Origin of the sequence: Bacteriovorax stolpii (assembly GCF_002872415.1) — a bacterium.
Lineage (GTDB): Bacteria > Bdellovibrionota > Bacteriovoracia > Bacteriovoracales > Bacteriovoracaceae > Bacteriovorax > Bacteriovorax stolpii.
The window spans coordinates 2,394,802-2,420,183 of record NZ_CP025704.1; the positions used below are offsets into that span (position 1 = coordinate 2,394,802).

The window sequence follows — 25,382 nt, forward strand, 5'->3', positions numbered from 1 at the left end:
TCCTTAGCAGTGAGGGTTTGCCTTCATCAGATAGTTCTGAACATAATCGCGCACTCCATCTTCAAGCGAAGTAAACTGAAATTCTGGAATGGCCTTCATTAATTTCGTTGTATCGGCCTGAGTGTAGTACTGGTATTGGTTGCGGATTGATTCAGGCATATCAATAAACTCGATATTGGCCGGAACATTCATCGCAGAAAAAGTCGCCTTCACTAAATCGTGGAAGCTTCTCGCCTTGCCTGCCCCCAGGTTATAAATTCCTGAGAACTCGGCCTTATCCGGGTCTGCTAATTCAATCATCGCGCGGACAACGTCTTTAACGTAAATGAAGTCTCTTAGTTGTTCACCGTCTTTAAAATCCGGGCGGTGAGATTTGAAGAGTTTTACTTTTCCATTAGACTTAATTTGTTCGTGGGCCTTACACACTAACGATTTCATATCGTCTTTGTGATACTCATTGGGGCCATACACGTTAAAGAATTTTAGGCCAAACCAGTGATCTGGTTTTTGTTCTTCTTTTAATACCCACTCGTCTACTAATTGCTTTGAGTAACCGTATGGGTTTAACGGCATTAGTTTTGGGATCATGCCGTGGTCATCACTATAACCTAACTCGCCATCACCGTAAGTCGCCGCAGAGCTTGCGTAGATGAATGGAATGTTTTTAGTAGCGGCAAAACGCCACAGGGCCTGAGTGTAGGCCACGTTGTTTTTCATCAGGAAGTCCATGTTCTTTTCAGTTGTCGCTGAACAAGCTCCCATGTGAAAAATCAAATCAGTCTCAGCGATTAAATCGTCATAGTCACCGCCGAAAAGTTCATCGGCATGAATGTACTCAAGGTATTTAATCCCGCGAAGGTTTTTCCATTTAATGCTGTCTTCAAGTTTATCGACGATCACAAGATCGGTGTGACCCAGTTGATTTAATTGTTTTGCCAGCACACTTCCAATGAAGCCTGCGCCTCCGGTAATTAAAATCATGCGATCTCCTTATTGTTTCTCACGCGATCGACAAGGACAGCTCCTCCAAGACCCAAGAGAAGAAGTAATTTTACGTATTCAAGTTTTCTATATGAGTTGTGATAGAAAGCGTGCTTTTCCTGAAGAACTGCATACTGAGGATCACTTGTCTGTGTCTGATGAATTTCATACGTCGTATTAGTAATCATCGGAGTCATATAGAATTTATAAATTAGTGAAAGGGCCACAAGAGGAATCGCCAGGAACATCCAGATCTTGTGTTTTAAGTCTCTGTACTTAACCCACGCTCCAGAAATCACAACCAGGGCAAAGATAATTTCAAAAATATTAAAACGTCCAAAAACCGTCATCCCAATTTTTCCGGCGTCGACGATGCTTGATGAATTTCTAAAAACTGTCGGGATGGTGATGATGTCGACTAAAACCGACATGAAAAACCAGGCGAAAACAACCGGTAGAACTAATTCTAATCTTACTTTTTTAAACGTGCTCATTTGTGATCCTTCATGTGGTGGCGGTGTAAATACGGATGGACAACCCACGCCACTAAAAGCACTCCGATTTCAAACAGAGCACAACATGGAATCCATACAGCAAGCATTGAGATAACATCTGGTGGAGAAGCGATCGCTGCAAACACAGCTAGCCCCACGTAGATATAGCGGCGAAGCGCGCGCAGAGATTGTTTAGTTACAATCCCCATAAATCCTAAAATAAGTAGAATGTTTGGAACCTGAAAAATAAATCCTAAGAACACCAAAATCTGACTTGATGTTGAAACATAATCACGCAAATTAATGTTGGCCTGAATGTCTCCGACGCCAACGCTTGATAAGAAATTAAACACAGCAGGGAAAGCAACATAATAACCAAAGGCCATCCCGCAAACAAAGAGGATCCAGCCGATAATCATAAAAGGCTTAACGGCGCGGACTTCGTGCTCATGTAGACCTGGTCTGATAAAACTCCAGACTTGGTAAAACCAAAACGGAGAAGAAAACATAATGGCCCACCAGATAGCAACATCTACCTGAACCCACGCTTTCTCAAAAATGCTGTGATAAACCAGAGTCCCCGAGTGGGTTTCTGCCAGAGAGTGACGAATTGGTTTTAAAAGCCACTCGGTGATATCGTCGACAAAATAAGTCGTGACAACGAACGATGCCACTAAAATATAAACAATCCGCATAATAACTTTGCGGAGCTCTTCCACGTGTTCCCAAAAACTCATTTCTTTCAAAGTAATCTCACCAGTGTTTCTTGCAATCTATTGATAGAACTATATACTTAGAGAGGATAATTGTAAAAAAATGGTTGGGACTATCTATGATCAGACATTCGTTTATGGCGCTCATTTTGACCTTATTCGCAGGCCATACTGCGGAGGTTTATGCTGCCCCAAATATGCTTTTACAATGCCTAGCAAAAGAAGAAGAACGCCTTCACAAAAAAGAGCAACAAAACGCCCTATTTCGCCTGAATCAGGAGTTCGTCAACGAACTAGCGAGCTCCAACGACATCAATCTTAAAAAGAATTATGTGGATCAAATTTGTTCTTCAAGGGACTTCACACCTTCGGTCGGTCTTTTGCGCCTGCTTTTAATTAAAGAACACGAACTCTATGATTTAAGTTTAAGCGGGGTCGACGCCAGTATGCGACCTTTTAAGATGGGCTATATTAACGAATTCCAAAAACAAGTCCCGCGCATGTTTATCCAGTACCTGGCCGGATTGCAAAGTGAGCTGGCGACTCCTGACTGTTTGGAAAAGGCCATCCCTGAGCTTTCTGGCTTCAGCGAAAAAATCAAATACCTGGAAGAAGAACTCTCTACTCACCAGCTGATCACACAGAAAAATAAAATTGAAACGGTTTTTAATAAACTTAAGAATTTTGATTCGATCAAAAAGAACTGCGCGATCATCGCTAAAAAAAGATTAAACGCTCTGAAGAAAAAACAAAATTCCCAACTTTGATTTCCAAAAGTCAGTTAGTGCAGACAGAAGCCCACTGACTGTTTTTTCATTGGTAGAATTGATTTTCACACTGATATGAAAACCCTCGATGTTGACGAGCTCAATGCTGAATTGATCAACGATCCCTTCGCGCTTCATCCATTCATCTTTTAACTCATCCAGCTTAATCAGCAGTGGCCCCGGATAATGGCCTGCGATTTTAATCCAGTTTCCATCTTTATCAAACCTAGACCTCGAGTGATCGAGTCCTTTAATCATTCCATGCGCATTTCTAGTTTCTTCAATCAACGTCAGAATCGGCCCTCTACAACTTCCGCAGGCACTAGTGGCCATCGTCTCTTGTAATAGAGTTTTTAATTCAAAGTCGCGGTTGTTAAGAACTTTCTGAACGATGTCTCTTTTAGTGACGGAAAAGCATAGGCATAAAAGATCGCGGTCTTCCTTAAAGAAGCGCGACTCTCCCATATAAGAAGCAATGGCCTCACGTAAAAGCCATAGCCCTGTAGAAGTCACGGCCTTATGCCCGTCAGTTAATCTGGTCTCAAACATCAATGAAGCGCGCGTAATGCCCTTTACTTCTTCCAGGGTTTTTCCCTGGGTGTGCATTTTGAGCTCTTCCATTTCGGCCTTATATAAAGAAGCGCAAGGCCCGTCGAAATGGAACTCTTTGATGACATCGCGTTTAGAGTCGATGTCTAAAAAAAGACTGATATCTTTGGTCGTGGCCTTCGCATTAAAGAATGCCGCTCCTTCCATCATGGCCAGTCTTTCGGCTCATCAGATCTAAGAGTCAGAATCTCAAATCCGTCTGGTGTCACCAGAATTGTATGTTCAAACTGTGCCGACCATTTTTTATCTCTGGTTACAACAGTCCAGCCATCTTTTAGCACGCGGCCTTCTTTTTTCCCCAGGTTGATCATGGGCTCAATGGTGAAAGTCATTCCCGGTTTCATTTCCGGGCCAGTTCCTTTTTTACCAACGTGAACAACTTGTGGAGCTTCGTGGAAATCGCGGCCTATTCCATGTCCGCAGTAGTCTTCAACCACTGAGTAGCCGTGCGAGTGCGCGATCTCTTGAATAACCGCTCCGATATCACCGATACGTCCGCCTGGGCGAACGGTCTTGATCCCTTCTCTAGTACACTCATAAGTGACGTCGACTAGCTTTTTAACTTCCGGAGAAACATTTCCAACTAAGAACGTCTTGTTGGTGTCTCCGTGAAATTTATTAAGGTAGGTTGTAACGTCGATATTTAAGATGTCGCCATCTTTAAGAATTTCATCTTTTCTCGGAATCCCGTGGCAGATAACTTCATTGATTGAAGTACAAACCGACTTAGGGAAGCCATGGTAGTTAAGGCAAGATGGGTAGGCCCCATTGTTGACGATAAAATCATGACAAAGCTTATCTAATTCCTCGGTGCTAACACCTGGAACCACGAAAGGCCCAATATACTCAAGGGTTTGTGCCGCTAAGCGACCAGTGGCCCTCATTAATTCAATTTCTCGTGAAGATTTAATAGTAATCATAGCAATATCCAAAAAAATAAGCTTTCATAGTAGGGAGTCTAAAGAATTTACACTCTCACCTACTTTGCATTGTGTCAAAGTCAACAGGTGATACACTTTTACCCGAAATCCCAATGGAGTGAGAATGAGGGCAATCAGCTTAGTTATACTAACAGTCGCTATGCTTTACAATGTTAAAGTACAAGCTTCCACTGATCAATTTAGCATCAGACCTGTTCCCGCGTCTGAAATCGACAAGGCGGCCCATCTGGATGATGGTCACCTGGAGATTTCCGGCATTCACCAATTGGAAAATTTTGATCTGGAAATAGATCATATTGAGATCAAGAAGAAAAACCCGCTTAAGGACATTGACGAGAACTTGATTCATTATACGGAACTAATGCGCATTTTTGAGCGCTTTAGAGTGTATAATGTCGAGCTGTCGTTGAAGTTTCTGGAAAAGATCCAAAAGAACAATACATTTTCCGGCGATGATCTTTATTTAATCAAACGCACTTTTGATGTCTTTTACAAAATCAACTCTAAGATGATGGAGTTCGGCGATCTTTACCAATTTAAAGCGTCGACAATGTCTAAGACTTTTTCCGCTCCTGAAATAAAACTTCCTATGGTGAAGGCCCACCTTATCTGGCTTTCTTCAAACCTGATGGTGATCGATAATATGCAGGAAGTTCACAAGATCCTTTATCAGGAAGACGGTGGCCTAAGACGCATTATCAAGAATACCATCGGCGATAAAAAAATCGATGCCGAAGGTGAAAAGAAATTAAAGAGCTTAACTGAGCAAATTAACCGCGCAGTCGAAACAGTAGAAAACAGCAAGTTTTTCCAACAGGTCAACTTAGTGCGCTCCATCGCTGTAGACTTAAAAAACACTCTGGAAGGAGACACAAATGCCATAGGCCTGCTAGATGAAATCATGAGCAACCGCTCCTCTATTGAAATCTCTCAAGGAAGGCGCGAGTTTAAACTCTCGGCCTTTGGATTAAATGATGCCATTATCGGCTTCTTTAACAAGATCACCAATTTTCTAAGTGGATTCTTCGGCAATATCGCCGGCAGTATTCATTGGAGAAAGGGATACCTTTACGAAAATCAAAGCGCTCTGGAAATTGCAACCAAGGGCCTTAGACCAATGGATATCATCTTAGAAAAGAGCCCATTTGTCTTAACTGATAAACTTATTCCCGGGCACTACGGCCACGTGGCACTTTACCTCGGGACCAAAGCTCAGTTGGATGAAATCGGAATGTGGAATCACCCATCGATTGTTCCTTATCAGGAAGACATTGAGAAAGGAAAAACGATCCTGGAAGCTGTTCGTCCGGGTGTTCGCCTAAACACAATTAAAGAATTTATGAATATCGATGAATTCACAGTTGTGAGAAAACTCGATGGCCTGATGTCGCCGATTCAAATCTCGGAGCAAATCACCCGCGGTCTGGATCAGATGGGAAAAAGTTACGATTTTAACTTCGATATCTCGACTCTCGATAAAATCGTTTGTTCGGAGCTCATCTACATCGTTTTTGGCCACGTCAACTGGCCGACACGCTACCGTATTGGAAGACCGACGATCACTCCTGACGATATTGGAGAAGTCCTTTTCCAAAAGAATACCCGATTCAAGATGACTGACTATATGCTTTCGACTCAGCGTCATAGAATCGAAATGGAGAATATTGGTCACCTGGCCGATATTTACGAATACGAAATGAGAGCTTCTAACGGGGAAGAAATCAAGGACCCTCAAGATCCTACGAATAGCTTCTGGAAAAAAGAGACAAAGTGCTATATGGTTTCAGAGTCAACCCAACCTGGCCCGCTCCGCGAAGAGGCCACTAAAGTTCGTCAGTGCAAGACGACCTATAAAGAATATTACTATGAAGAAGTGGGAATCTAAATTAACGATTAAAAGAACAAGTACATCGCCTTACTTCTCGAGCGCCTTTAACCAAACCGAAATCGAATCTTTAAATCCATACGTTGACATGCTCCCGAGTGACTCGGGAGCTGCCACGGATATGCTCATCACTAACACGCATACAAATTTTGATCTTCTCAGTGGCGAGCAAGTCGACAAACTTAAACTTGTCCTGCACCCGAACTCTGGCTATGACAATATCCCGGTGGATTTTGTTAAAGGCTCAAAGGCCCCGATCATTATCGGCAGCACCATCCGTGCCCAGGCCGTCTCGCAATACATCTTAAGCGCCCTTTTAAATCACTTTTCTCCTATTCCTCAGCAACCGTTCTGGGATGTGGATAGAAAATGGCCCAGACGCCTTATTTCGGATTTAAAAGTGACGTTGATTGGTTATGGCCATATCGGAAAGATCTTGCATGCCACCCTGACTCCGATAGTAAAAGAGCTCTCTATTTACGACCCGTTTGAAAACTTCACACAACTCAATAATAAAAACTCTGACGTTGTGATCCTGGCCTGTGGACTCAATGTTAAAAGCCGCCACATCATCGACAAGAATTTCTTGAATGCGATCCGCGAAGACGCTCTTATCATCAATGCTGCCCGCGGAGAACTTATCAAGACTCAGGACCTGGTGAACTTTCTTGCGGCCAATGATGAAGCCTTTGCCGTTTTAGATGTTTTTGAAAAAGAGCCTGCCGACTTTGGCGTTTTTAGAAACTTAAAAAATATTAAACACACTTCACACATTGCTGGTGTTTTTAAAAATATCGACCAACACACAATTAATTTCGAAGTCGAAGTGATTAAAAACTTTTTTGAACTCACAGAATTTGATTTTAAAAACAAATACCAAAAGATGATTCTACAAAACAGGCTCAAGCCTGAAATAGGACTTATATGAATACGCCATCAAGAGCTGAATTCCTTGCCAAAACCAAACACTACCTGGTTCCACCGGGAGAAGGTGTCTTCACAGTTCACACGGCAAGTGACAAAAGAGAAAATCTGCAGAGAAAACTTTTTGGGCCAGATGCCGTTAAAGACAAGCGTGTGCGCGAATTGTGGGAGAAAAGCTTAGAGACAACCCTTCCGCAAGCAAAGTGTGTGATCTTCGGGATTGCTTCTGATGCTGGTGGTGGGATTCAAAGAGGGGCCAACTGGGGTCCACTTTTTCTGCGCGAAACATTGATTAATTCAAAAGATGATTTAAGGGCCTATGATGTGGGAGACGTTCGTGTCATCCCTCACCTGCTTCACGATAAATACCTAAACGATGAGACAATAAAAAAATGCCGTCAGGCGCTTTATGGAAGCGAGGGTATTGCCCTTCCGGTTTCTCCCCTTTCTATCGCTTATGATTTTGCTAAAAGCTTTCACGAGCAGTTTCCTGCGAAATCAATGTTTATGATTGGTGGCGACCACTCGGTTAGTTACCCGATCGTGCGCGCTTATCTTGAAGCCAAGAAAGCTCAAGGGAAAAAAGTGGCACTGGTTCACTTTGATGCCCACACTGATCTTTTAGAAGAAAGGCTGGGAATTGATATTTGTTTCGGCACATGGACTTCACAAGTGATTCCTTTCCTTGAATCACCAAAGCACTTAGTGCAGATTGGAATTAGGGCCTCAGGAAAAGAGCGCATGCACTGGGAGAATAAATTCCACCATACGCAAATCTGGGCCAAAGAAGTTTTTGACCGTGGAGCTAATGCTGTGGCCGACGACATCGTCGCCCAATTAAAAAAATTAGACGTTGAAGAAATCTATATCAGTTTTGATATCGACGTTCTCGACCAGGAATACGCCGGCGCAACAGGCACACCGGAGCCAGGTGGACTTTCTCCACACGAACCAATGCTCATCATGCAGACACTTTTTGAAAACTTCAAAATTGGTGGAGCTGATATGGTGGAGATTGCCCCTCAAGTGAAGTCTTCAGCAGTTAAACAAATTGAACCGGAAACCACTTTAATGGTGGCCGCTTCTCTTTCGACATTTTTAATTCAGGCAATGGGAAGCAAGTAACCATGGCGATTGCGCAATTTCCTCCAGTCGATTCGGCCGATGAGCATGGCCTGCTTGCTTTAGGCGGAGACCTGGAGCTTGAATCACTTCTACTTGCTTACTCGAAGGGGATTTTCCCCTGGCCGATTTCGAGCGAATATCCCCTAGCTTGGTTTTCTCCTGACCCGCGTGGGATTTTAGCTTTTGAAAAAATGCACATGAGCAAAAGTCTCAGAAAGTTTCTTAGAAAGAGCCCCTATGAGGTAAAGTTTAACACTAACTTTGAGGCCGTTATCATGAACTGTGCCCAAGTCCCTCGTTCAGACAACCAGGGCACATGGATCACTCAGGACATTATTAATGCCTATATTAACCTGTTTAAAAATGGGTTTGCCTATTCTGTTGAGACCTACCTTGATGAGCGCCTGGTAGGCGGAATTTACGGGGTTTGTATCAATAAATTCTATTCCGGCGAGAGTATGTTCCATACCGAAGATAACGCCTCTAAAGTGGCGCTTATTTCGCTTTTATACCAGCTTCATCAACAAGGGATCGGATGGATCGACACTCAGATGGTCACCCCGGTGGTCGAGAGTTTGGGCGGGGTCTCTATCCCGCGAGAGACCTATTTGAAAATGCTTCATAAGTCGTTATATTCATAGCCCTGCTTAAGCGCCGAAGTGTTTAAAAAATAGACACCTGTTGATAAAAAATTCAATCACCCACCACTCAGCAAAGATCCCACATAAAATATCTGGGATATGAAAACACTATTTTTTACATTTTTTGTGGCGGCCCAGGCCTTTACGACTCTTTTTGCAGCTGAGGATCTGTGTCAGGAAAAACTCAGAGAGCATATGGAGATTGTCACTTCATCCGATGATTATTTTAAATCTCTCAGAGACCATTCGGATACGATCTCTTCTTATGAGATCACTCAGTTACAAAAACTCTTAACCAAGAGATACTCAAGCTTATTAAATTTTCAATCATATTACCTTGGTGCCATGGCCAGATGTAAACCTCTCGCCTTGAGCAATGCTGTATCCATTTATGATTTTTCTACCATCAGAGAGCTCCTTATTAATGACACTAATTTAAGACGTGTTGTTAAAGGCCTTACAAAATTTGATGGCTTTCAATTAGAAGATTTTTTAAATGATTATAAAAAATATAATTCCAACGAATTTATCTCAGGCGTTTTAAATGAGGTCGCATCCGATGAAGTTGATCTTCCTCAAAACGTAAAATCTATTCATCTTTATCAAAAACAATACGACCCAAATATGTACCGCATTTCAGATAAGGCCATCCAGGGCACGACTGCTGTTGTGGCAGGAGTGGCACGCTTGTGGGGATTCATCTCTGACCATATGAAATGGAGACAGGGCCGTTTGAATAACAATGAAGAGGCCAAGAGTCTTCTGCGCTCGAAGCTAAGACCATTTGATTTGATTTATGAAAAAAGAACTTTCGTTCTTTCAAACTACACGATCCCGGGACACTGGGGACACGTGGGAGTGTGGCTTGGAACAAAAGAAGAACTCATTGAACTTGGAGTTTGGGATCAGGAGTACTTTGCTTTTTTAAGAAAGCAAGTTGAAGCAGGAAATCAGATCATGGAAATTAGAAAGCCTGGTTTGGGTTTCCAGAGTCTTGATACCTTTATCAACCTGGACGAAATCGCTGTGACTCGCGTTCTCGGTGTTTCTGAGCGCGCGGCCACCGTGTTCCAGGATCTCATTGCTCAGGCAGGAAAGGCCTATGACTTTAAATTTGATGCCAGAACAGCAGATAAAATCACGTGTGCCGAACTCATTACTTTTAGCTACGGTGATATCAAATGGCATGAAACAAAAACACTTTTCCAGCTAAGCCTTCGTCCTGATGACCTGGCCCTTCTGTCTGTGACGAACCCGGAACAATCTGAGTTTGTATTGTACTTAAAAGGAAATAAAAGAGGTGACACTTTCCAAAATCTGGATAAAGACGAATGGACTAAATTATTTAAGCTCAAAAAAGAACTGACTCCAGAGGAGCTTGAAGAAGAGGCACGTCTGGCCCGCGAAAAAGAAGAAGCAAAAAAACTCGAGGAACTTTATAGAGGAGCGTAGAAATACGCTCCTTTTCGGTGCCTTTTTGGCCCCAAAAATCTCACATTTCCCAATGAAATTGTAATTTTCACCCTACTTACCAACTCTTATTTGCACGAGAAAAAAAGAGATGATACCCCTAAACTTCAAATTGATTATTTTAGGGAGTGATCATGAAAAATGTGTTCTTCGCTTTAAGCGTGCTCGCACTATGTGCTTCATGCGGAAATTCTAGCAACAAAGTAAACTCGGGAAGTGTCTCAGGAACAAACGCCTTAACTCCAGGGGCCCTGGTTAATTTCGAAGGAAACTATGACCTCATTGATATGAGAAGTGACGACTGCGGTGCTGCCCTAACGATCACCCGCGCGTGCAATGGCTACCGCCTTCAAAGCAACAACCACATGGGCGCTGAAGACTTCTGCAACGTAAACCTTGGTGGCGAAACTGATCGCAATCCGCCGAACCCGGATCGCAATCCACCTAATCCAGACAGAAACCCACCTAACCCGGATAGAACTAAACCGGAAGTGACTCAGAAAGGAAATGTGCTGACGTCTATCGTTCGCATCAGCAGCAACCTTGCTTTCACTAATACGCTGACACTTGCCGATAATGGAGTTCTGACAAAAGTGTCAAACTTAAAGAGTAGAACGAGCCGTTGTATGTATCAAAAAAGATAAAAAAAAGGCCTCCGAAATGGAGGCCTTTTTTTTCATGTGGTCAAAACTCTTAAACTAAGAAGTAAAAATGCTCCACCGGAGCATTTTTTTTGCCCACTATAAACGAAGTTTTAATCTGTCTTTATCATCAACTGTCGACTGAATCCCACGCCCACCATTTAGAGATTTTCTAAACGCTAGTTCGTACTGGTCAGCAACCCATTCTTTCTCTGCGTGGCCGGCCATTTCATATTCGCTCGATAAGCGGATAGCATCTACCGGACAAGCTTCTTCACAGAAACCGCAGAATACACAACGAAGCATCTCAATTTCAAAAGAAACTGGTGCCTTCTCTACTTCTTTATCAGAGTCATCAGCTGCCACGATGTGGATACACTGAGCTGGGCAGTAAGTTGAACAAAGCATACAAGATGTACATCTTAGTGTTCCGTCTTCCTTTACTGTCAGGACGTGCTTTCCTTTGAAACGATCAGAATAGAAATACTTCTCTTCCGGATAGTTTAAAGTCATAACTTTATCAATACCGAATAGGGCCTTCACAAGCTTAATGATTGTGATCTTTAGTCCAAGGACTGTCCCTTTGATATAACCGTGTGCTTTGTATAGATCAGAGTTGATGATCATAGGTTCACCCATTTCCCGTAGTAGCTTACGTCTTTAGTTGTTTCACCGTAGCTTAATCCAGCTGCTAGTTTTCTGTTTACGCCCTGGAAGTTCACGATCTCACCTTCTTTTTCAAGGAAGCTTGGAACTGGCAGAAGGTAGTTGAACGCTTTCATTGTTGAAAGTGTTTCACCTGGAGTAAGTGCAATTCTTGTAGAAGCTTTTTCAATTTTTGTTAAAAGTGTATTGAAGTGGTCTTCATTGTATAGGATTTCAGGAACAACAACATAAACTACGTCGCTGCCGCTGATTGATCCAAGAAGTTTATCAAGACCTGCCTGAGTGTGGTCAAAACCAGCTGCTTCAAAGGCGTTTTTTGCACCACGAAGGTTAGCGTTTTTATCCCCACGTCTTAGGATTCCATCGAACTCTGGCCCAACAGTTGGAAGTGTATAAAGGGCCACTTCAGCTTTTGATCCTTTAACTGAAGCAAAGAACTTAGCGTATTCTTCATTTGTTAATGAAGTTGAAAGAATAAATTTCGCCTTTCTTCCTTTTACCAGTTCCATCACTGCGTTTTCATCAGCTGGAACAAATAAGCCGTTTAGGTTTTCAGAAGCATTCTGAAGACGTGTCGGACTTGATACGTGTTTATAAATTGAGCGACCATCGTCACACATCCAGTGGCCGTTTACAGTTTCATCGTAAACTGGCTTCACACGGTAAGAACCATTTTTATTCTGAGAAACTTTTACTGAACATCCTGTCTCACAACCAATACAAGTTGTATGAACTTCTTCAAGGAACCATACACGTTGTTTGAAACGGAAGTCTTTAGATGTAAGCGCTCCAACCGGACAGATATCTACCAGGTTTTGAGCGTAATCATTTTTCAGGTTTTCATTAACGTTGATTTCCGCATGGTCACCTCGGTTAAGAATCCCTAGTTCATTTGTTTTTGTTACTTCAGCAGTAAATCTTGTACAACGTGAACAAAGGATACATCTCTCTGCATCCAGCATTACGTTTTTACCGATATCCTGAACTTTTTCCTTGTGAACTTTTTTGTCGATCATTTGCGAGTCGTACTTACCGTACTTCATGTAATAATCTTGAAGTCCACACTCTCCGGCCTGGTCACAAACCGGACAATCAAGCGGGTGGTTTACAAGGTGGAATTGAAGTGTAGCTTCAACTGCAGCTTTAATTTTTGGAGTGTCGTTGCGAACAACCATCCCATCACCACAAGTAGCGTTACATGCTGGGAATGGACGAGGAACCCCGTCTTGTTCAACCATACACATACGGCACACACCAGCGATTGAAAGTCCCGCGTGGTAGCAGTAGTGAGCAACTTGTTCACCATTGTCTAAAGCAGCTTGAAGAAGGTTTGATCCTTTGACTGCTTCAATTTGTTTTCCGTTCCAGGTAATTTTTACTTTTTCAGTCATGACTATCTCTTATTAGAATTTACGTTTGTCGTTACATAGGTCTCAAGCTCTGGTCTAAAGAACTTGATCATCCCCTGAGTCGGCATCGCTGCTGCATCAGCAAGAGCACAAATAGTTTGTCCTCTCATTGAAGCTGCTGTTTTATCCAGAAGTTCGATATCTGATTTTTGAGCTTTGCCCGATTCTCTTCTCTTAAAGATACTTTCCATCCAACCAGTTCCTTCACGGCATGGAGTACATTGTCCGCAAGACTCGTGGTGGTAGAATTCAAGAGTGTACTTAAGGATATCACCCATGTTTCTTGTTTCATCGATAACCACGATGGCGCCAGATCCAAGCATTGATCCTTTGCTAGCGACATCTTCATAGTCCATTTTTACAGCGTATGAATCATCAGCATTTAAAACCGGAGACGACGATCCACCAGGGATAACCGCTTTAAGCTTATTGCCGTTTCTCATTCCACCGCAGTGAACTTCGATGATTTCTTTTAGTGTTGTCCCAAGTGGTACTTCAATAACACCTGGCTTATTAACGTCACCAGAGATTGAAAACAGTTTTGTTCCTGCTGATTTCTCTGTTCCGAATTTTTTGTACTCAGCTGCTCCAAATCTCATGATCCAAGGAACGGCCGCAAGAGACTCAACGTTGTTAACCATCGTTGGAAGTCCACGGTATCCTTTGATCGCCGGGAATGGAGGTTTTAGTTTTGGCTGACCTTTTTTACCTTCAAGAGATGAAATCATTCCTGTTTCCTCTCCACAGATATAGGCCCCAGCTCCACGGTGAACGTATAGGTCAAAGTCAAAACCTTTGCCCATGATGTTCTTTCCTAGGTATCCTTTGGCGTACGCTTCTTTTAATGCTTTTTCTAAGATCACAGCTTGCTGATAGAACTCTCCACGAATGTAGATGTATCCTTTTTGAGTTCCTAGTGCCCATGCAGAGATAATCATCCCTTCAATCAGAATGTGCGGGTTTTTCTCAACAAGAAATCTATCCTTGAAAGTTCCCGGCTCTGATTCATCGGCGTTACATAGAAGGTATTTTTTAGCAGCACGGTCTTTAGTGAAGAATCCCCACTTTACACCAGTTGGGAACCCAGCTCCCCCGCGTCCGCGAAGACCAGATTGTTTTACTTCTTCTTTAATTGTTTCTGGTTCAGCTCCAACCCATTTTTTCATCATTTCATATCCACCGGCACGTTCGAAAACGTCGATGTTATGAACACCTGGAATATGGTGGTAGCTTAGAAGAGTGTAATCTTTGTAATTAGCAGTGTCTTTTTCCATGATCTTATCCATTATGGAAGCTCCTCTAATTTTTGAATCGCAGCTACCAGGTCAACCGGGCCTACGTAATCATTATTAATACGCATACAAGGTGCCATTTCACATGCACCTAAACACTCCATCTTCTGAAGTGAGATTCTTCCATCGCGTGTTGGAGTTAAGTAATCTGTATCAAAGTGCTTTAGAAGACCTTGATAGATTTCGCGTCCACCGAACATTGAACATGTAATGTTGGTACAAACGTGAACCATGTTTCTTGCTACTGGTACGTCATAGAACATATCGTAGAAAGAAATAACTTCTTTGATTTTGATTTCTGGGATTTTCATCAGTTCGCTTACGTACTCGATTGCTTCAGTTGGAAGCCATCTGTTTTGCTCTTGAACTAAGTGAAGAACCGGAAGAAGGGCTGACTCAACATCGTCGTAACGAGTCAGTAGCTCTTCGTACTTTGCTAAGTTTTCAGCCGTGAACTTAAAAGGTGCACCCTGGCTGTGTGATTTTTCTACTCCGTGAGAACTCATCGGTCTAACTCCCCTGCAATAATGTTCATTGAACTCAGCTGTGCAACGGCATCGGCAAGCATGTGGTTGTTAACCACTTCGCCGTATGACTGATAGATTGCAAAACATGGTGGACGAACCTTGACTCTGAATGGATTTGGTCCACCGTCAGAGATAACGTAGAACCCAAGTTCTCCGTTGGCCGCTTCAGTTGCTGAGTAAATTTCACCGACAGGTGGACGAACACCTTTCATGATTAACATGAAGTGGTTCATTAGACCTTCGATGTTTGTATAAACTTCTTTTTTAGGTGGAATACAAACTCTCTTATCAAGAGACTGAACTCCGCCAGCTGGTAGGTTTGCCAGAACCTGATTAATGATTCGGCAAGACTGTCTCATCTCTTCCATACGAACAACGTATCTATCAAATGGAGTTCCGTCGTACCCTACAGGGATTTCGAACTCTACATCTTTATAGAAGTAGTATGGGTTAGCTTTTCTGATATCGTAGTTAACACCAGCAGCTCTTAGACAAGGACCTGTGTATCCCCAATCGATTGCGTTTTTAGCAGTGATTGGAGTGACTTTTGTTCTATCAAGGTAGATTTTGTTTTTAGTTAAAAGAGCGTCTACTTCTTCAACTCTCTTTTCAATTTGTTTTACAACATCAAGACAGTCCGTCACCCATCCAACTGGAAGCTCTTGAGCTTGACCACCGATACGAGTAAGAGAAACTGTTAGACGAGCACCACAAAGTTTTTCGAAAAGTTCGTAAACTTTTTCTCTCATTTCAAAGCAGTACCAGAAAGATGTAAGGGCCCCAAGGTCAACCCCGGCAGCTCCGATACAAACCATGTGGTCGATGATGCGAGAAAGTTCAGCTAGAACCATTCTGATAGCTTTTGCACGATCAGGAATTTCAATTCCCATCATGTCTTCGATCGCCTTACACCATCCAATGTTGTTCATTGGTGATGAACAGTAGTTCAATCTATCTGTATAAGGAACAACCTGGTTGTACAGGTGGTTTTCAGTCATTTTTTCAAAACATCTGTGCAGGTATCCGATCTCAAGTTTTGATCTCTTGATTACCTCTCCTTCAATCTCTGCCATGATACGAAGTGTACCGTGAGTAGCTGGGTGAGAAGGCCCGATGTTGATCCATTCACGCTTTAGTGATTCTTCGTGAGTGATCGTTGGATCTGGATCAAAGTGAATATCGATTGATTCTGAAAGCGGTTGATTGTGATCCGCTCTGTAGTCTTTTCTAAGTGGGTGACCTACGAACTCGTGGTGAGTTAGTAGACGCTCTTTCTTGCGTCCTTCGTAGTTGATCCCGAACATATCCCAAGCTTCGCGCTCAAACCAGTCGGCCCCTTTCCAAACAGACATTACAGATGGAACCATTTCTCCACCATCAGCATCAACTGGAACACGAACGCGGACGCGCTCATGGTTTTCCATATTAAGTAGGTGGTAAACAGATTCAAATCTTTTTCCGTGAGTCCATTCTGACTTTGGTCTTCCAGTATTGTCGACACCGCAAACATCAAGGATCATGTTGAAGCCAAGTTCATCTCTAAACTTAGTCATGACACTTACAAGGTTTTCAGTTGTCGCCCATACCACATGGTTGCCGAAGGCGTATGAGTAATTTTTCTCACCGAACTTTTCAATAAGAACGGCTGAGTAATTAGATGTTGGTGTTGTCGATTCAGTCATTGATTATACCTTTGCCAATTACGCGTTTGCGCTCAGTGCTTGTTTTTGATCGTCTTGCTTTAGTTTTTCATCAAAAGCAGAAACACCGTTTTTAATACGGTCTTGAATCTGCATGATTCCCTGGATAACCGCTTCCGGAGTCGGAGGACATCCTGGGATGTAAACGTCTACTGGAATGTCGCGAGAGACACCTTGAACAACGTGGTAAGCGCGGTAGAATCCACCAGAAGAAGCACAAGCACCCATTGCAATAACCCATTTAGGCTCTGCCATTTGCTCATAAATTCTTCTTAGGACCGGCGCTTGTTTTTCAGTGATTGTACCAGCGATGATCATAAGGTCAGATTGGCGTGGAGAGAAGCGAACAACCTCTGCACCAAAACGTGATGAATCGTATTTTGGACCTACTACGGCCATGAACTCAATCGCACAACAAGCAGTCCCAAATGGAAACGGCCAAAGCGAGTTTGCTTGTCCCCATCTCTTGGCCCATTCTAAGAATGTCCCAGCTTTAGTTGTTACAATTAAACGATCTAAGGCAAAGTCCTCTTCACTAGTGCTAGTGACTTTGTTGATCGGGCTCACGAGTCTCTTATTAGTCGACATAACGTCTCCTATTCAAAAAAAATTAATGTCGGGTTCGAAGTCATATTTTAGGGATAACACCTAGAAATGTAAATCAATTACTTACATTGAAGACGAGAGATTCTCTGTGCGTAAATTTACCTGACCAGACCGGCCTCATCCTGCTTGAAGTTTTCCCATACAACGTCCTGCGGAAAAACATCAAAAGGAATTTGGTTTGGTGTCTTAGACTCATATTTACAAGCGAAATTCTGGATCTTATCAAAGACCCAGCCATAGATTTTTTGGTGACTCCCACCTCTGACATTATCGTATTCTACGAAACGGTACTGGGAGTTGATCTGGTTTTTCATTAAACTCAATCCATTGATAGCTTGGTCAAAGGCCCCTTCAAAATTCTTGGCGCGGCAACGCTCAAGTTCTTTATTCTGACTTACATAAAAGTGCCCTTCATCCACGCGTGGATTGTAGGCCCATGAGTTGTCCGTACAGCTGTAATAAAAGCCACTTTTCTCCAGTAGTGTGAAGGCCTGGATATAAGTAAAAAACCAAAATCTTCTGGTGTTATCAGTGATGCTTGCCGGGCGAACCAGCTTTTGGCATTCATAAAATTCATTGGAACTTTTCGAGTAAAATTCTTTAAAATACTTAAGGAAGCTCTCGGCCTGAGCATTTTTTTGCGCACGGATTTTCTCCGCCTCATCCCAAACAGTGTCGTACATCTTCATACACTGAGCACGCCAATTGTTGAGTTCTACGAACTTCTGCGTGTTCACTACTTGTGCCGTCTTTTGAAAATAGTTGTAGGTATCTTTTAAGTTCAGTTCCTTTGAAATCCTGAAGGCCGGAAAAATCTTTCCACCCACTCGGTGATATCCATGCATATTGGTCAACATCCCTTTTGCATAGCTCCAATCAATTTTTCTTTTTAAATCGGCAAATGAACTAACTGAATTGTATTGAGGATCGCGACTGTTAACTCCAAATAAAATCTGCGACGACTTCCACTTCTCTTTTAAGTCACACGGGTAATTCGAACACTCATCTATCACCACTGACCCTAAAATTCGCGCCTGGTCAAAATGTGTTGGGCTTTCTTTAAAGGCCTCGATCTTATCTTTATTAGAAATGATCACGATCTTCATCGGTCGCTTCATTTCATCATATACACGCGGGACAATCCCTTGAGTGAAGTTTGGAGTCATAAGATCCGCTCTGTAATTTTCCCAAATATCATCCTGGGGGCAAAAGGCGCGCTCGCGGTAGAGCTTCCCTGAAAAAAGATCCAGGTCATAAAGGTAGTTACTCTCTTCCGGAGTGGTGACGACATAGTTGATGCTAAAATTATTGGCCTCAACAGGCGCGAAGTTTTTTATGTTAGGGTCTACATCAAAGAATGGATTGGCAACGACAGACTCATCGTCTTCTCGCTCTGCGAATCTCGGAGGTAACTTATTCCATTGCCCCAGGATTTTTCTCTCGTCTCTTTTTTCATCAACAGGTGCACTTCCACAACCTGCGAGTGTTGAGATTAAAAAACTTGCGATCAGGGCCTTTTGTAATTGACAGATAGTCATAAATTTCTCACAATCTCAGTTCTTCCGATCAATGTTTTAAGAACTTACCTAATATGTGCCTGGGTGGTGGAATCGGTAGACACAGCAGATTTAAAATCTGCCGACCTTTACCGGTCGTACGAGTTCAAGTCTCGTCTCGGGCACCATTTTTTACTCACCTCCTATTATCCACACATATTAATTTTTATCAAAACTATTCTTAGTTAGCTTAGAATTTAAGCATGTCTAAAACTAGTCAGCTTATTCACAAAGCACGGCATTTTAAATTTGAGTCCCTGCTCAATGAAGAGATGATCGTTCAGCTTATTCTTTGCCTAGTCTTAATTGCTGTTTCATATGTACTGATTTCTTCTTTTTATTACGGAATCATTTATCCCCTTAGACAGAAGTTTAAAAAGAAAAATGAACACGGTTATGTGTTGTCGGAAAATGGAAATTTTGAGCATCGTGAAATTGTAGAAAAAATAATGAAACGTAAACTAAGACCAGGTGAAGAAGTTCACCATATTAATGGTGTAAAGTGGGACAATCGAAAAAGTAATCTTGCTTTGATGACAAGAGAAGAGCATTTGCGATGGCACAAAAGACTTGAGTGGATGTGGAGTCAGAGAATGCGTCCATCGATAAGGTGGCAGAAGATGAAGTTACAGAGTGAATTTGGTGCGATATTGTTCTAACACCGAGAAAAATATAATTTTTTGTTTTTATCAAATCGATTATTAGCTAAAATTAATCATCCATATCATCTTAGGATTACCCATGCGAACTTTATACATTGCCAACAAAAACTACTCTTCTTGGTCCCTAAGACCATGGCTTGTTCTCAAAGCATTCAACATTCCTTTTGAAGAAAAAATCATTCCTTTCCATGATGCAAAGGCATGGGATGAATATAAAAATATTGTCCCTAATAAAAAAGTTCCATGTTTAATTGATGACCAGACAATCGTTTGGGACTCTCTTGCGATTATTGAATACCTAGCAGAAGAAAATCCTAGTATCTGGCCAGAAGACAAGCTGGCGCGCGCCTGGGCAAGAAGCGCATCAGCACAAATGCACTCTGGGTTTCAATCGCTAAGAAATATTTGTGGGATGAACTGTGGAGTGAGAGTTAAATTGAATGAAATAACTCCTGCATTACAAAATGATTTAAACCAAATTGATGCCCTTTGGTTGCAAGGATTAAAAAAATTCGAAGGCCCATTTTTAGCAGGAAAAACTTTTTCGGCAATCGACGCTTTTTTCGCACCAGTTATTTTTAGAATTCAAACCTATGGACTGGTAGTGAGTGATGAAGCTAAACAATATGTAAGCTTAATGCTTGATTTACCAGAAATGAAAGATTGGTACCGATCTGCACTTGCTGAAAAATGGCGTGATGATCCCCACGAAAAAGATGTTTTGAGCGTTGGTCAGATTACTCTGGATCATAGAAGTTAGATTCAATCTGCTTTAGGCCTTGGCGGGCCAAATCTAAAATTAACAACTTCCCTCTCAGTCTTTCCGATAGGTATGTATTAGTTATAGTAAATAAAAATGCCTCTTAGATTGTGTTATAAATAAGGCATGAAAAAATACTGGTTCATCCTTCTCATTTTGCTGGGACAAGTGGCCCATGCTTCAGTCGACAAAGTCGACTATTTGAGAATTACCAAAGCCCTAGATTCAATCTATGCCGAGAGAATCCAAGAGGAAGGTGGTGAGTTAAAATTCATCCTTTCCGAAAAACCAGCCGCTCCTAATGCTTATGCTGCTAAAAAAGCAGAAAACAGCTGGGAAATCACTGTTGTCTCCTCATTTCTTTCATTGGACCACCAGACAGTCCCTACTCTTGGAATGATTTTATGCCATGAAGTTGGTCATTTTTTGGGAGGAAAACCTTATGTTGTTGGCAAGCAGATGACGCCGGCCGTCCGCGCCTGGGCCCCTAAGAAAATGTCAGCGGAAGGGCAGGCCGATTATTTTGCAACAAGTGAATGTATTAAAAAGCTCGCAGTAAAAATCCCAGATCTCTTTATCAAAAACAAAGGACTCTTAAATCTTCCTTCTGCACAAGAATGTCATAGATCTTATACGAACATGGATGATATAAAGTTATGTAATGAAATCTTAACGGCATCTCATCAGACGATACTGGTTTATCAACAAATTCTGGAACAATTAAACATTCCCTCAAGCTTCTTTGCAAAAACAGAAAATGCGGCCAGCGATAGAACACTTGATCTCGTAGGAGAATATCCTGAACTGGATTGTAGATATGAGACATTCATAAAGGGAACACTCTGTTCAAGTTTAAATGTTAATGAGTGTGATGATTTAAAATGGAGCAGGCCTGCTTGCTGGTTTCATCTGGATTAAAGATTTTATGGATAAAAAAGATGCCTGAGCAGAATTCCACGCTCGCTTAATTGTCTAATTCCTAAACACCTGTCTTCTTCTACATAGTCTAACCTACTGATTTCCCACCTAAAAATATTGGCATTTCGCATGCTATATATCCTTCTATTTGAACCTTTAGAGGATGTATTTATGCAAAAAATGAAATGTCATTTTTCACTCCTTCTTATCCTTGGATTTATCCTTTCAGCTCCTGCCCATGCAGAAAGCTCAATGTTTGATTCAATCAACCAGAAACTAAAAAAGATTTCAAAAGAGATCGCCAAAGAAGTAAAAGAAAAAATTGATATATATTACGGCGACACTCCTGCTCCTGATAAAAAACCAGAGTCACCTCCAAAAAAGGCAGAAGTTCAACCTCCAGTTGTGACTCCAGATCCGTTTGCTCAATGTAGAAAGTTTCTGGGATATATGTACAGTACTGACTATACCAAAGACCCGAAAAAAATTGCGACCACTTACTTAAACGCATCAATTGATGTCTCTAACTTAAGCTACGACGTCAAACCAACTCAAACAGAAATGGATGAAAGAAATAAATGCGTGAAGCTCGCTCTTGAAGAAGGGGCCGATCCTGATAGCAGCGGAAGAGATGAATCAACTTATTCATTTAAATCCCCGGCGCCTCTTGTTCGCGCAGTAAGAAATAATAACAAAGAAGCAGTAAAGCTCCTTTTAGAATACAAGGCCAATCCAAATGTAGAAGACACATCTCTTGGCAATGGTATCCCGCTGATGAACACGGCCATCTATACTTCCCAAGAAATCGCTGTTGATTTGATCAATGCCGGAATCGACTTAACAACTCCTCATTTACTATGGATCGCGGCCGGAAACGCGGCCGATGAAGTTGTTGATCTGCTTATCCAAAGTAAACAAATCCCTGTCAACCAACTCAACAAGTTTACAGACTTCTCTGATGAAGAAGGTGAAACAGCACTTGATTCATCTGAAGCCCGCCTCTTTTCCATTCTTAAGTACAAAAAGAAAATAGCGGCCAATCCCAAAATGCCTCTACAGGATAAGATTATTGAGGCCAACGGAGTCCTCTACTATAACTACCCTCTTATGCCTCAGCTCAAAATGACTTCAGGTGACCCGGATGCATTCATGAATGACCTGCAGAAACGCCAGGAGCATGTGAGCGAGCTTCTAAAGGCCGCTGGTGGTGTTTGCCAGGAAGACAATTGCGGGATTCTAGATTTTGAAATGGACCACTAAAAGATTATTTACTTATACCCTTTAGTGCTTCCATCCATATTCTGGCGTGAGCATTTAAAACGCGTGATCCCTTCTGGTCTGGTTTTGAGATGCTTGAGGTGTCCTAAGTTATTGGCGCGCACTCGCCAGCGCTTAAAGTCTCTGAGAGAAAGCATCTTTCTCATGCATTTGACGGCTTCATTTGGCGTTAGGTTATATTGATGGAAGATCGCCTCAAAAGGCGTTCTATCTTCCCAACACATGCGAATAAGCCTGTCTCGCTCTTCTACACTCAGTGATTCTAAAACACTCTCAATTTTATTTCTCATCAGCTTCTCCAAGAAGATGGCGGCATAGAGACTCCGAAGACCTGACGGCGCCACCAAGACTACTTCCACCGAAAGCATCTCCTGCGAGATAAAGCTTCGGAGCGATTTCAAAAAAATAATCTTTGAGCTGCTTTTCAGGACGACAGTATCGCCATTTTTTAAGCTCAGCATTTTTTATTTTTACTTCAGGATAACTCGCCTTTAAGCCAGTCAGGATTTTTTCGAGAATCATGGCTTCTTCATTTTCAAATTCTTTCTCTGAAAATAAGGCCGACATCGTTACCGTAAGCGCAGGAATTGGGCTTACTCCTTTTTGATACTGGTCACTGATAGAGAAGAAATCCCCTTCTTGGAATTCAACATAACCATTTTTTAATGAAAACGGCCCTTCAAGAGTCACCAAGGCAATAAGAGCTTTTGTATAAGTTATCCCCTTAAGTTCATTCCATTGATGAGGATTAAGTAACTTTTCTTTTTCCAAATGTCCTAAAAGTTTTGTGGTTTGTGGAATAGGTGAAGTGATGATCAAATGACGTGCCAGCCACTCCTCGTTTTTATTTGATATAAGTTTCCAAAGCCCATTTTCAAAATGAATACTTTGAACTTCTTTTTCCAGAGAAATACTCAGGCCTTCGCCTAGTGTTTTTGCAAGAGAGGTCATTCCCCATTTCCCACACCAGTGATCCCCTTCATCTGATAAAAACCAGTGCTGGTTGACGTTATGATCTCTCCAATAGTCATGGAGGGAGAAGAGATCGACTTTTTTTCTATAAAACTGGGCCCCATGATCAAATCGGGCATCCAAAGTTCTTCTCGTGGCCATTCTGCCGCCTAAACCTCGGGACTTTTCAAGAATAAGCACGTCTCCCTGGTTTTGGGTCACAAGTTTTTTTGCAGTATTTAGGCCACTTAGACCGGCCCCAATGATAATATAGTCTTTTTTCATACCCTAAATATAAAACAAAAAGGCAAAAGGACAATTAGACAACGCTTAGAGGTTCAAGGGTGTCAAACGATAAATCCTATGTTATAAAGCCCCCCTCAATCACTATTAAAGGTAAAAACGATGAGTAACAGAGACATTTATAAAGACGAATTTGGCCAATATCACGAGGTCGAAGAAGAGCAAGAAGAGACTCTTGATGGACCCGAAGATGATGAACAAGATTACTATGAAGAAGACGCAGAAGAATCAGAGGACTTTTTTGATTCGGCCGAAGATGAAGATGGCGATTATTATGATGAAGACGAAGAATATGCCAATGGAAGCGGCAATGACTACGATGTCGACGAAGATTAGGAATTAAAATGAAACACAATCCAATGATCGGTAAACACGTCCACAATAACCGTGAAAGTAAAGAAGGACAAATCCTGCGCTTCGTGCGTGAGGTTCGCAAACTTTCTTTAACTGATGTAGCGGTTAAAATTCAATTGAAGGCCATGGATATCGACCATTACGAGAATGGAAGACGATTCTATACTCCCGAAGAAATTGATATGTTCTTAAATCTCTATCAATTTAAGAAAGAAGACTTCGAGCATCTCCTGAGTTTAAAAGTTGTGACGAAGCAAATTGTTAATCACTATATGATCAATCACAAATCATAGCTTTTATTCGATCACTTTATCGATAAAACTATCTAAAACGACCCCTGCCCCATATCTTTGCGTATAACGATTATATTCTATTAATGAGTGTCCATAACCTGACTGGACACTCACATACCACCTTAAATTGTCTTTCCATGGGTAAGAGTATTTTAAATCAGTACTAAGATAGCGAGCGGCCAGAGGCACTTTTAGTGAAAGAGTATGCTTTCCTAAATTTTTAATAATTTCGAGTCTGCCGTGTCCCATGAAATCCTGGATCTTTCTATTTTCGTCTTCATTTCTTTTCTCAGGAATGCGATACCATCCAGTCGCAATAAACTTAAAACCATATCCTTGCATAAACATGCGCCCATAAAGCCTATTCCAGCTGCGTGAGATGATTTGAATCTGTCCGTTGGACTGATGAACAAAACCAATGTCTGCGGCCATTAAGTCAATACCAGCAAACTCGCTGGTTGATGGGTCTATATAGCGCAGGAAAATTTCCGGCATATAGTTCGTTTCTCTAAATGGCCTAGAGTACTCTTTGTTATAAAGCTGCCACCAGGCATGATGGGTATAAGCGACATTCAAATCAAAATTAGATTTGAAAATCCTGTTTTGAATGGGAATCATGAAACTTATTTGGAATTCTGTTTCTTCCTTCTTATAAAAATTTGCGTTTTTCTGATTCATTGTCCCCTTGATTCCAGAGTAGAGATCTTCGTGGGGCTTCGTATTGTAGACAATGGGTAAAAGAAAGGTGCCGTTATGAGGCAGGAGTACATACTTCGTCGCCAGCAGCTTAAAGTAGCCTTCTTTCTCCTTCGCCAAAGGATCAGGAAGCTCCTGCGAAGAAGCAGAACCGCTAAGCAAAAAAACCAACAAGAATATAGTTTTCATATGCTCTTTATTATCCATACTAATTAATTTT

28 protein-coding genes and 1 tRNA gene are annotated in these 25,382 nt (G+C 41.9%); 14 read left to right on the plus strand and 15 right to left on the minus strand.

Going from position 1 to position 25,382, the window contains the following annotated elements:
- Window positions 1–3: 3 nt before the first annotated feature.
- Genes rfaD through tatC form a run of 3 tightly spaced genes read right to left on the minus strand, consistent with a single transcriptional unit; the run spans window position 4 to window position 2,212 of the window.
- Complete coding sequence (rfaD, locus tag C0V70_RS11720; protein WP_102244047.1) at window positions 4–981, minus strand: ADP-glyceromanno-heptose 6-epimerase; 978 nt, start codon at window positions 979–981, stop codon at window positions 4–6.
- Window positions 978–1,475 (minus strand): hypothetical protein, encoded by a 498-nt coding sequence (locus tag C0V70_RS11725; protein ID WP_102244048.1) that lies wholly within the window; start codon window positions 1,473–1,475, stop codon window positions 978–980. Before C0V70_RS11725 ends, rfaD begins: the two co-directional genes overlap by 4 nt.
- The gene (gene tatC / locus C0V70_RS11730) at window positions 1,472–2,212 is read right to left on the minus strand and encodes a twin-arginine translocase subunit TatC (RefSeq protein WP_102244049.1); all 741 of its coding nucleotides are present in this window, start codon (window positions 2,210–2,212) and stop codon (window positions 1,472–1,474) included. The genes C0V70_RS11725 and tatC overlap by 4 nt, the downstream gene beginning before the upstream one ends.
- A 95-nt stretch (window positions 2,213–2,307) precedes the next feature.
- On the opposite strand from tatC, the gene C0V70_RS11735 reads away from it, so the two are divergent.
- Window positions 2,308–2,955 (plus strand): hypothetical protein, encoded by a 648-nt coding sequence (locus C0V70_RS11735; RefSeq protein ID WP_102244050.1) that lies wholly within the window; start codon window positions 2,308–2,310, stop codon window positions 2,953–2,955.
- Here the strand turns inward: C0V70_RS11735 and C0V70_RS11740 are convergent.
- Window positions 2,917–3,714 carry a (2Fe-2S)-binding protein gene (locus C0V70_RS11740; protein ID WP_102244051.1) on the minus strand — a complete coding sequence of 266 codons (798 nt, stop codon included), beginning with the start codon at window positions 3,712–3,714 and terminating at the stop codon, window positions 2,917–2,919. The two genes, C0V70_RS11735 and C0V70_RS11740, sit on opposite strands and share 39 nt — an antisense overlap.
- On the minus strand, window positions 3,711–4,484 hold the full coding sequence (gene map, locus C0V70_RS11745) for a type I methionyl aminopeptidase (protein WP_102244052.1): 774 nt from the start codon (window positions 4,482–4,484) through the stop codon (window positions 3,711–3,713). The genes C0V70_RS11740 and map overlap by 4 nt, the downstream gene beginning before the upstream one ends.
- Window positions 4,485–4,608: 124 nt before the next feature.
- Between map and C0V70_RS11750 the strand changes: the two genes are divergently transcribed.
- The 6 genes from C0V70_RS11750 to C0V70_RS11775 all read left to right on the plus strand — a co-directional run bounded on the left by C0V70_RS11750 (window position 4,609) and on the right by C0V70_RS11775 (window position 11,194).
- Window positions 4,609–6,390 (plus strand): YiiX/YebB-like N1pC/P60 family cysteine hydrolase, encoded by a 1,782-nt coding sequence (locus C0V70_RS11750; RefSeq protein WP_102244053.1) that lies wholly within the window; start codon window positions 4,609–4,611, stop codon window positions 6,388–6,390.
- Entirely contained in the window at window positions 6,371–7,318 is a 948-nt protein-coding gene (locus tag C0V70_RS11755) for an NAD(P)-dependent oxidoreductase (protein WP_102244054.1), read from the plus strand. The genes C0V70_RS11750 and C0V70_RS11755 overlap by 20 nt, the downstream gene beginning before the upstream one ends.
- Window positions 7,315–8,439, plus strand: coding sequence for an arginase family protein (locus C0V70_RS11760; protein WP_102244055.1), 1,125 nt, complete (start codon window positions 7,315–7,317; stop codon window positions 8,437–8,439). Before C0V70_RS11755 ends, C0V70_RS11760 begins: the two co-directional genes overlap by 4 nt.
- A gap of 2 nt (window positions 8,440–8,441) precedes the next feature.
- Entirely contained in the window at window positions 8,442–9,080 is a 639-nt protein-coding gene (aat, locus tag C0V70_RS11765) for a leucyl/phenylalanyl-tRNA--protein transferase (RefSeq protein WP_102244056.1), read from the plus strand.
- A 99-nt stretch (window positions 9,081–9,179) separates the two neighbouring features.
- A complete protein-coding gene (locus C0V70_RS11770; RefSeq protein ID WP_102244057.1) occupies window positions 9,180–10,532 on the plus strand; it encodes a YiiX/YebB-like N1pC/P60 family cysteine hydrolase in 1,353 nt (450 codons plus the stop codon).
- A 152-nt stretch (window positions 10,533–10,684) separates the two neighbouring features.
- On the plus strand, window positions 10,685–11,194 hold the full coding sequence (locus tag C0V70_RS11775; RefSeq protein WP_102244058.1) for a hypothetical protein: 510 nt from the start codon (window positions 10,685–10,687) through the stop codon (window positions 11,192–11,194).
- A gap of 96 nt (window positions 11,195–11,290) precedes the next feature.
- Here the strand turns inward: C0V70_RS11775 and C0V70_RS11780 are convergent, their stop codons facing one another.
- The 7 genes from C0V70_RS11780 to C0V70_RS11810 form a co-directional block, all read right to left on the minus strand.
- The gene (locus C0V70_RS11780) at window positions 11,291–11,818 is read right to left on the minus strand and encodes a NuoI/complex I 23 kDa subunit family protein (protein WP_102244059.1); all 528 of its coding nucleotides are present in this window, start codon (window positions 11,816–11,818) and stop codon (window positions 11,291–11,293) included.
- Window positions 11,815–13,248 (minus strand): NADH-quinone oxidoreductase subunit G, encoded by a 1,434-nt coding sequence (locus tag C0V70_RS11785; protein WP_102244060.1) that lies wholly within the window; start codon window positions 13,246–13,248, stop codon window positions 11,815–11,817. The genes C0V70_RS11780 and C0V70_RS11785 overlap by 4 nt, the downstream gene beginning before the upstream one ends.
- A gap of 2 nt (window positions 13,249–13,250) precedes the next feature.
- Window positions 13,251–14,552 carry an NADH-quinone oxidoreductase subunit NuoF gene (nuoF, locus tag C0V70_RS11790; RefSeq protein ID WP_208107743.1) on the minus strand — a complete coding sequence of 434 codons (1,302 nt, stop codon included), beginning with the start codon at window positions 14,550–14,552 and terminating at the stop codon, window positions 13,251–13,253.
- Window positions 14,552–15,064, minus strand: a complete 513-nt coding sequence (locus C0V70_RS11795; protein WP_102244061.1) for an NADH-quinone oxidoreductase subunit NuoE family protein — start codon at window positions 15,062–15,064, stop codon at window positions 14,552–14,554. Before C0V70_RS11795 ends, nuoF begins: the two co-directional genes overlap by 1 nt.
- On the minus strand, window positions 15,061–16,767 hold the full coding sequence (nuoD, locus tag C0V70_RS11800; RefSeq protein WP_102244062.1) for an NADH dehydrogenase (quinone) subunit D: 1,707 nt from the start codon (window positions 16,765–16,767) through the stop codon (window positions 15,061–15,063). The genes C0V70_RS11795 and nuoD overlap by 4 nt, the downstream gene beginning before the upstream one ends.
- Before the next feature lie 18 nt (window positions 16,768–16,785).
- Window positions 16,786–17,373: an NADH-quinone oxidoreductase subunit B gene (locus C0V70_RS11805; RefSeq protein WP_102244063.1), complete on the minus strand. Its 588-nt coding sequence runs from the start codon at window positions 17,371–17,373 to the stop codon at window positions 16,786–16,788.
- 116 nt (window positions 17,374–17,489) lie between these two features.
- Entirely contained in the window at window positions 17,490–18,929 is a 1,440-nt protein-coding gene (locus C0V70_RS11810; RefSeq protein WP_102244064.1) for a hypothetical protein, read from the minus strand.
- A 57-nt stretch (window positions 18,930–18,986) separates the two neighbouring features.
- Between C0V70_RS11810 and C0V70_RS11815 the strand changes: the two genes are divergently transcribed.
- The 5 genes from C0V70_RS11815 to C0V70_RS11835 all read left to right on the plus strand — a co-directional run bounded on the left by C0V70_RS11815 (window position 18,987) and on the right by C0V70_RS11835 (window position 22,547).
- A tRNA-Leu gene (locus tag C0V70_RS11815) sits at window positions 18,987–19,075 on the plus strand.
- A gap of 75 nt (window positions 19,076–19,150) precedes the next feature.
- Window positions 19,151–19,606: an HNH endonuclease signature motif containing protein gene (locus C0V70_RS11820; RefSeq protein ID WP_102244065.1), complete on the plus strand. Its 456-nt coding sequence runs from the start codon at window positions 19,151–19,153 to the stop codon at window positions 19,604–19,606.
- An 82-nt stretch (window positions 19,607–19,688) separates the two neighbouring features.
- Complete coding sequence (locus C0V70_RS11825) at window positions 19,689–20,369, plus strand: glutathione S-transferase family protein (RefSeq protein WP_102244066.1); 681 nt, start codon at window positions 19,689–19,691, stop codon at window positions 20,367–20,369.
- Window positions 20,370–20,495: 126 nt separating this feature from the next.
- Window positions 20,496–21,287, plus strand: coding sequence for a hypothetical protein (locus tag C0V70_RS11830; RefSeq protein ID WP_102244067.1), 792 nt, complete (start codon window positions 20,496–20,498; stop codon window positions 21,285–21,287).
- A 171-nt stretch (window positions 21,288–21,458) separates the two neighbouring features.
- The gene (locus C0V70_RS11835) at window positions 21,459–22,547 is read left to right on the plus strand and encodes an ankyrin repeat domain-containing protein (protein WP_102244068.1); all 1,089 of its coding nucleotides are present in this window, start codon (window positions 21,459–21,461) and stop codon (window positions 22,545–22,547) included.
- An 8-nt stretch (window positions 22,548–22,555) separates the two neighbouring features.
- Here the strand turns inward: C0V70_RS11835 and C0V70_RS11840 are convergent, their stop codons facing one another.
- Window positions 22,556–22,855, minus strand: a complete 300-nt coding sequence (locus C0V70_RS11840) for a TIGR03643 family protein (protein WP_102244069.1) — start codon at window positions 22,853–22,855, stop codon at window positions 22,556–22,558.
- On the minus strand, window positions 22,845–23,801 hold the full coding sequence (locus C0V70_RS11845) for an NAD(P)/FAD-dependent oxidoreductase (protein WP_102244070.1): 957 nt from the start codon (window positions 23,799–23,801) through the stop codon (window positions 22,845–22,847). The genes C0V70_RS11840 and C0V70_RS11845 overlap by 11 nt, the downstream gene beginning before the upstream one ends.
- A 120-nt stretch (window positions 23,802–23,921) precedes the next feature.
- On the opposite strand from C0V70_RS11845, the gene C0V70_RS11850 reads away from it, so the two are divergent.
- Window positions 23,922–24,155 (plus strand): hypothetical protein, encoded by a 234-nt coding sequence (locus tag C0V70_RS11850; RefSeq protein WP_102244071.1) that lies wholly within the window; start codon window positions 23,922–23,924, stop codon window positions 24,153–24,155.
- 8 nt (window positions 24,156–24,163) lie between these two features.
- A complete protein-coding gene (locus tag C0V70_RS11855) occupies window positions 24,164–24,466 on the plus strand; it encodes a helix-turn-helix domain-containing protein (RefSeq protein ID WP_102244072.1) in 303 nt (100 codons plus the stop codon).
- A gap of 3 nt (window positions 24,467–24,469) precedes the next feature.
- On the opposite strand, the gene C0V70_RS11860 is transcribed toward C0V70_RS11855, so the two are convergent.
- A complete protein-coding gene (locus tag C0V70_RS11860; protein WP_158649662.1) occupies window positions 24,470–25,351 on the minus strand; it encodes a phospholipase A in 882 nt (293 codons plus the stop codon).
- Window positions 25,352–25,382 lie beyond the last annotated feature (31 nt).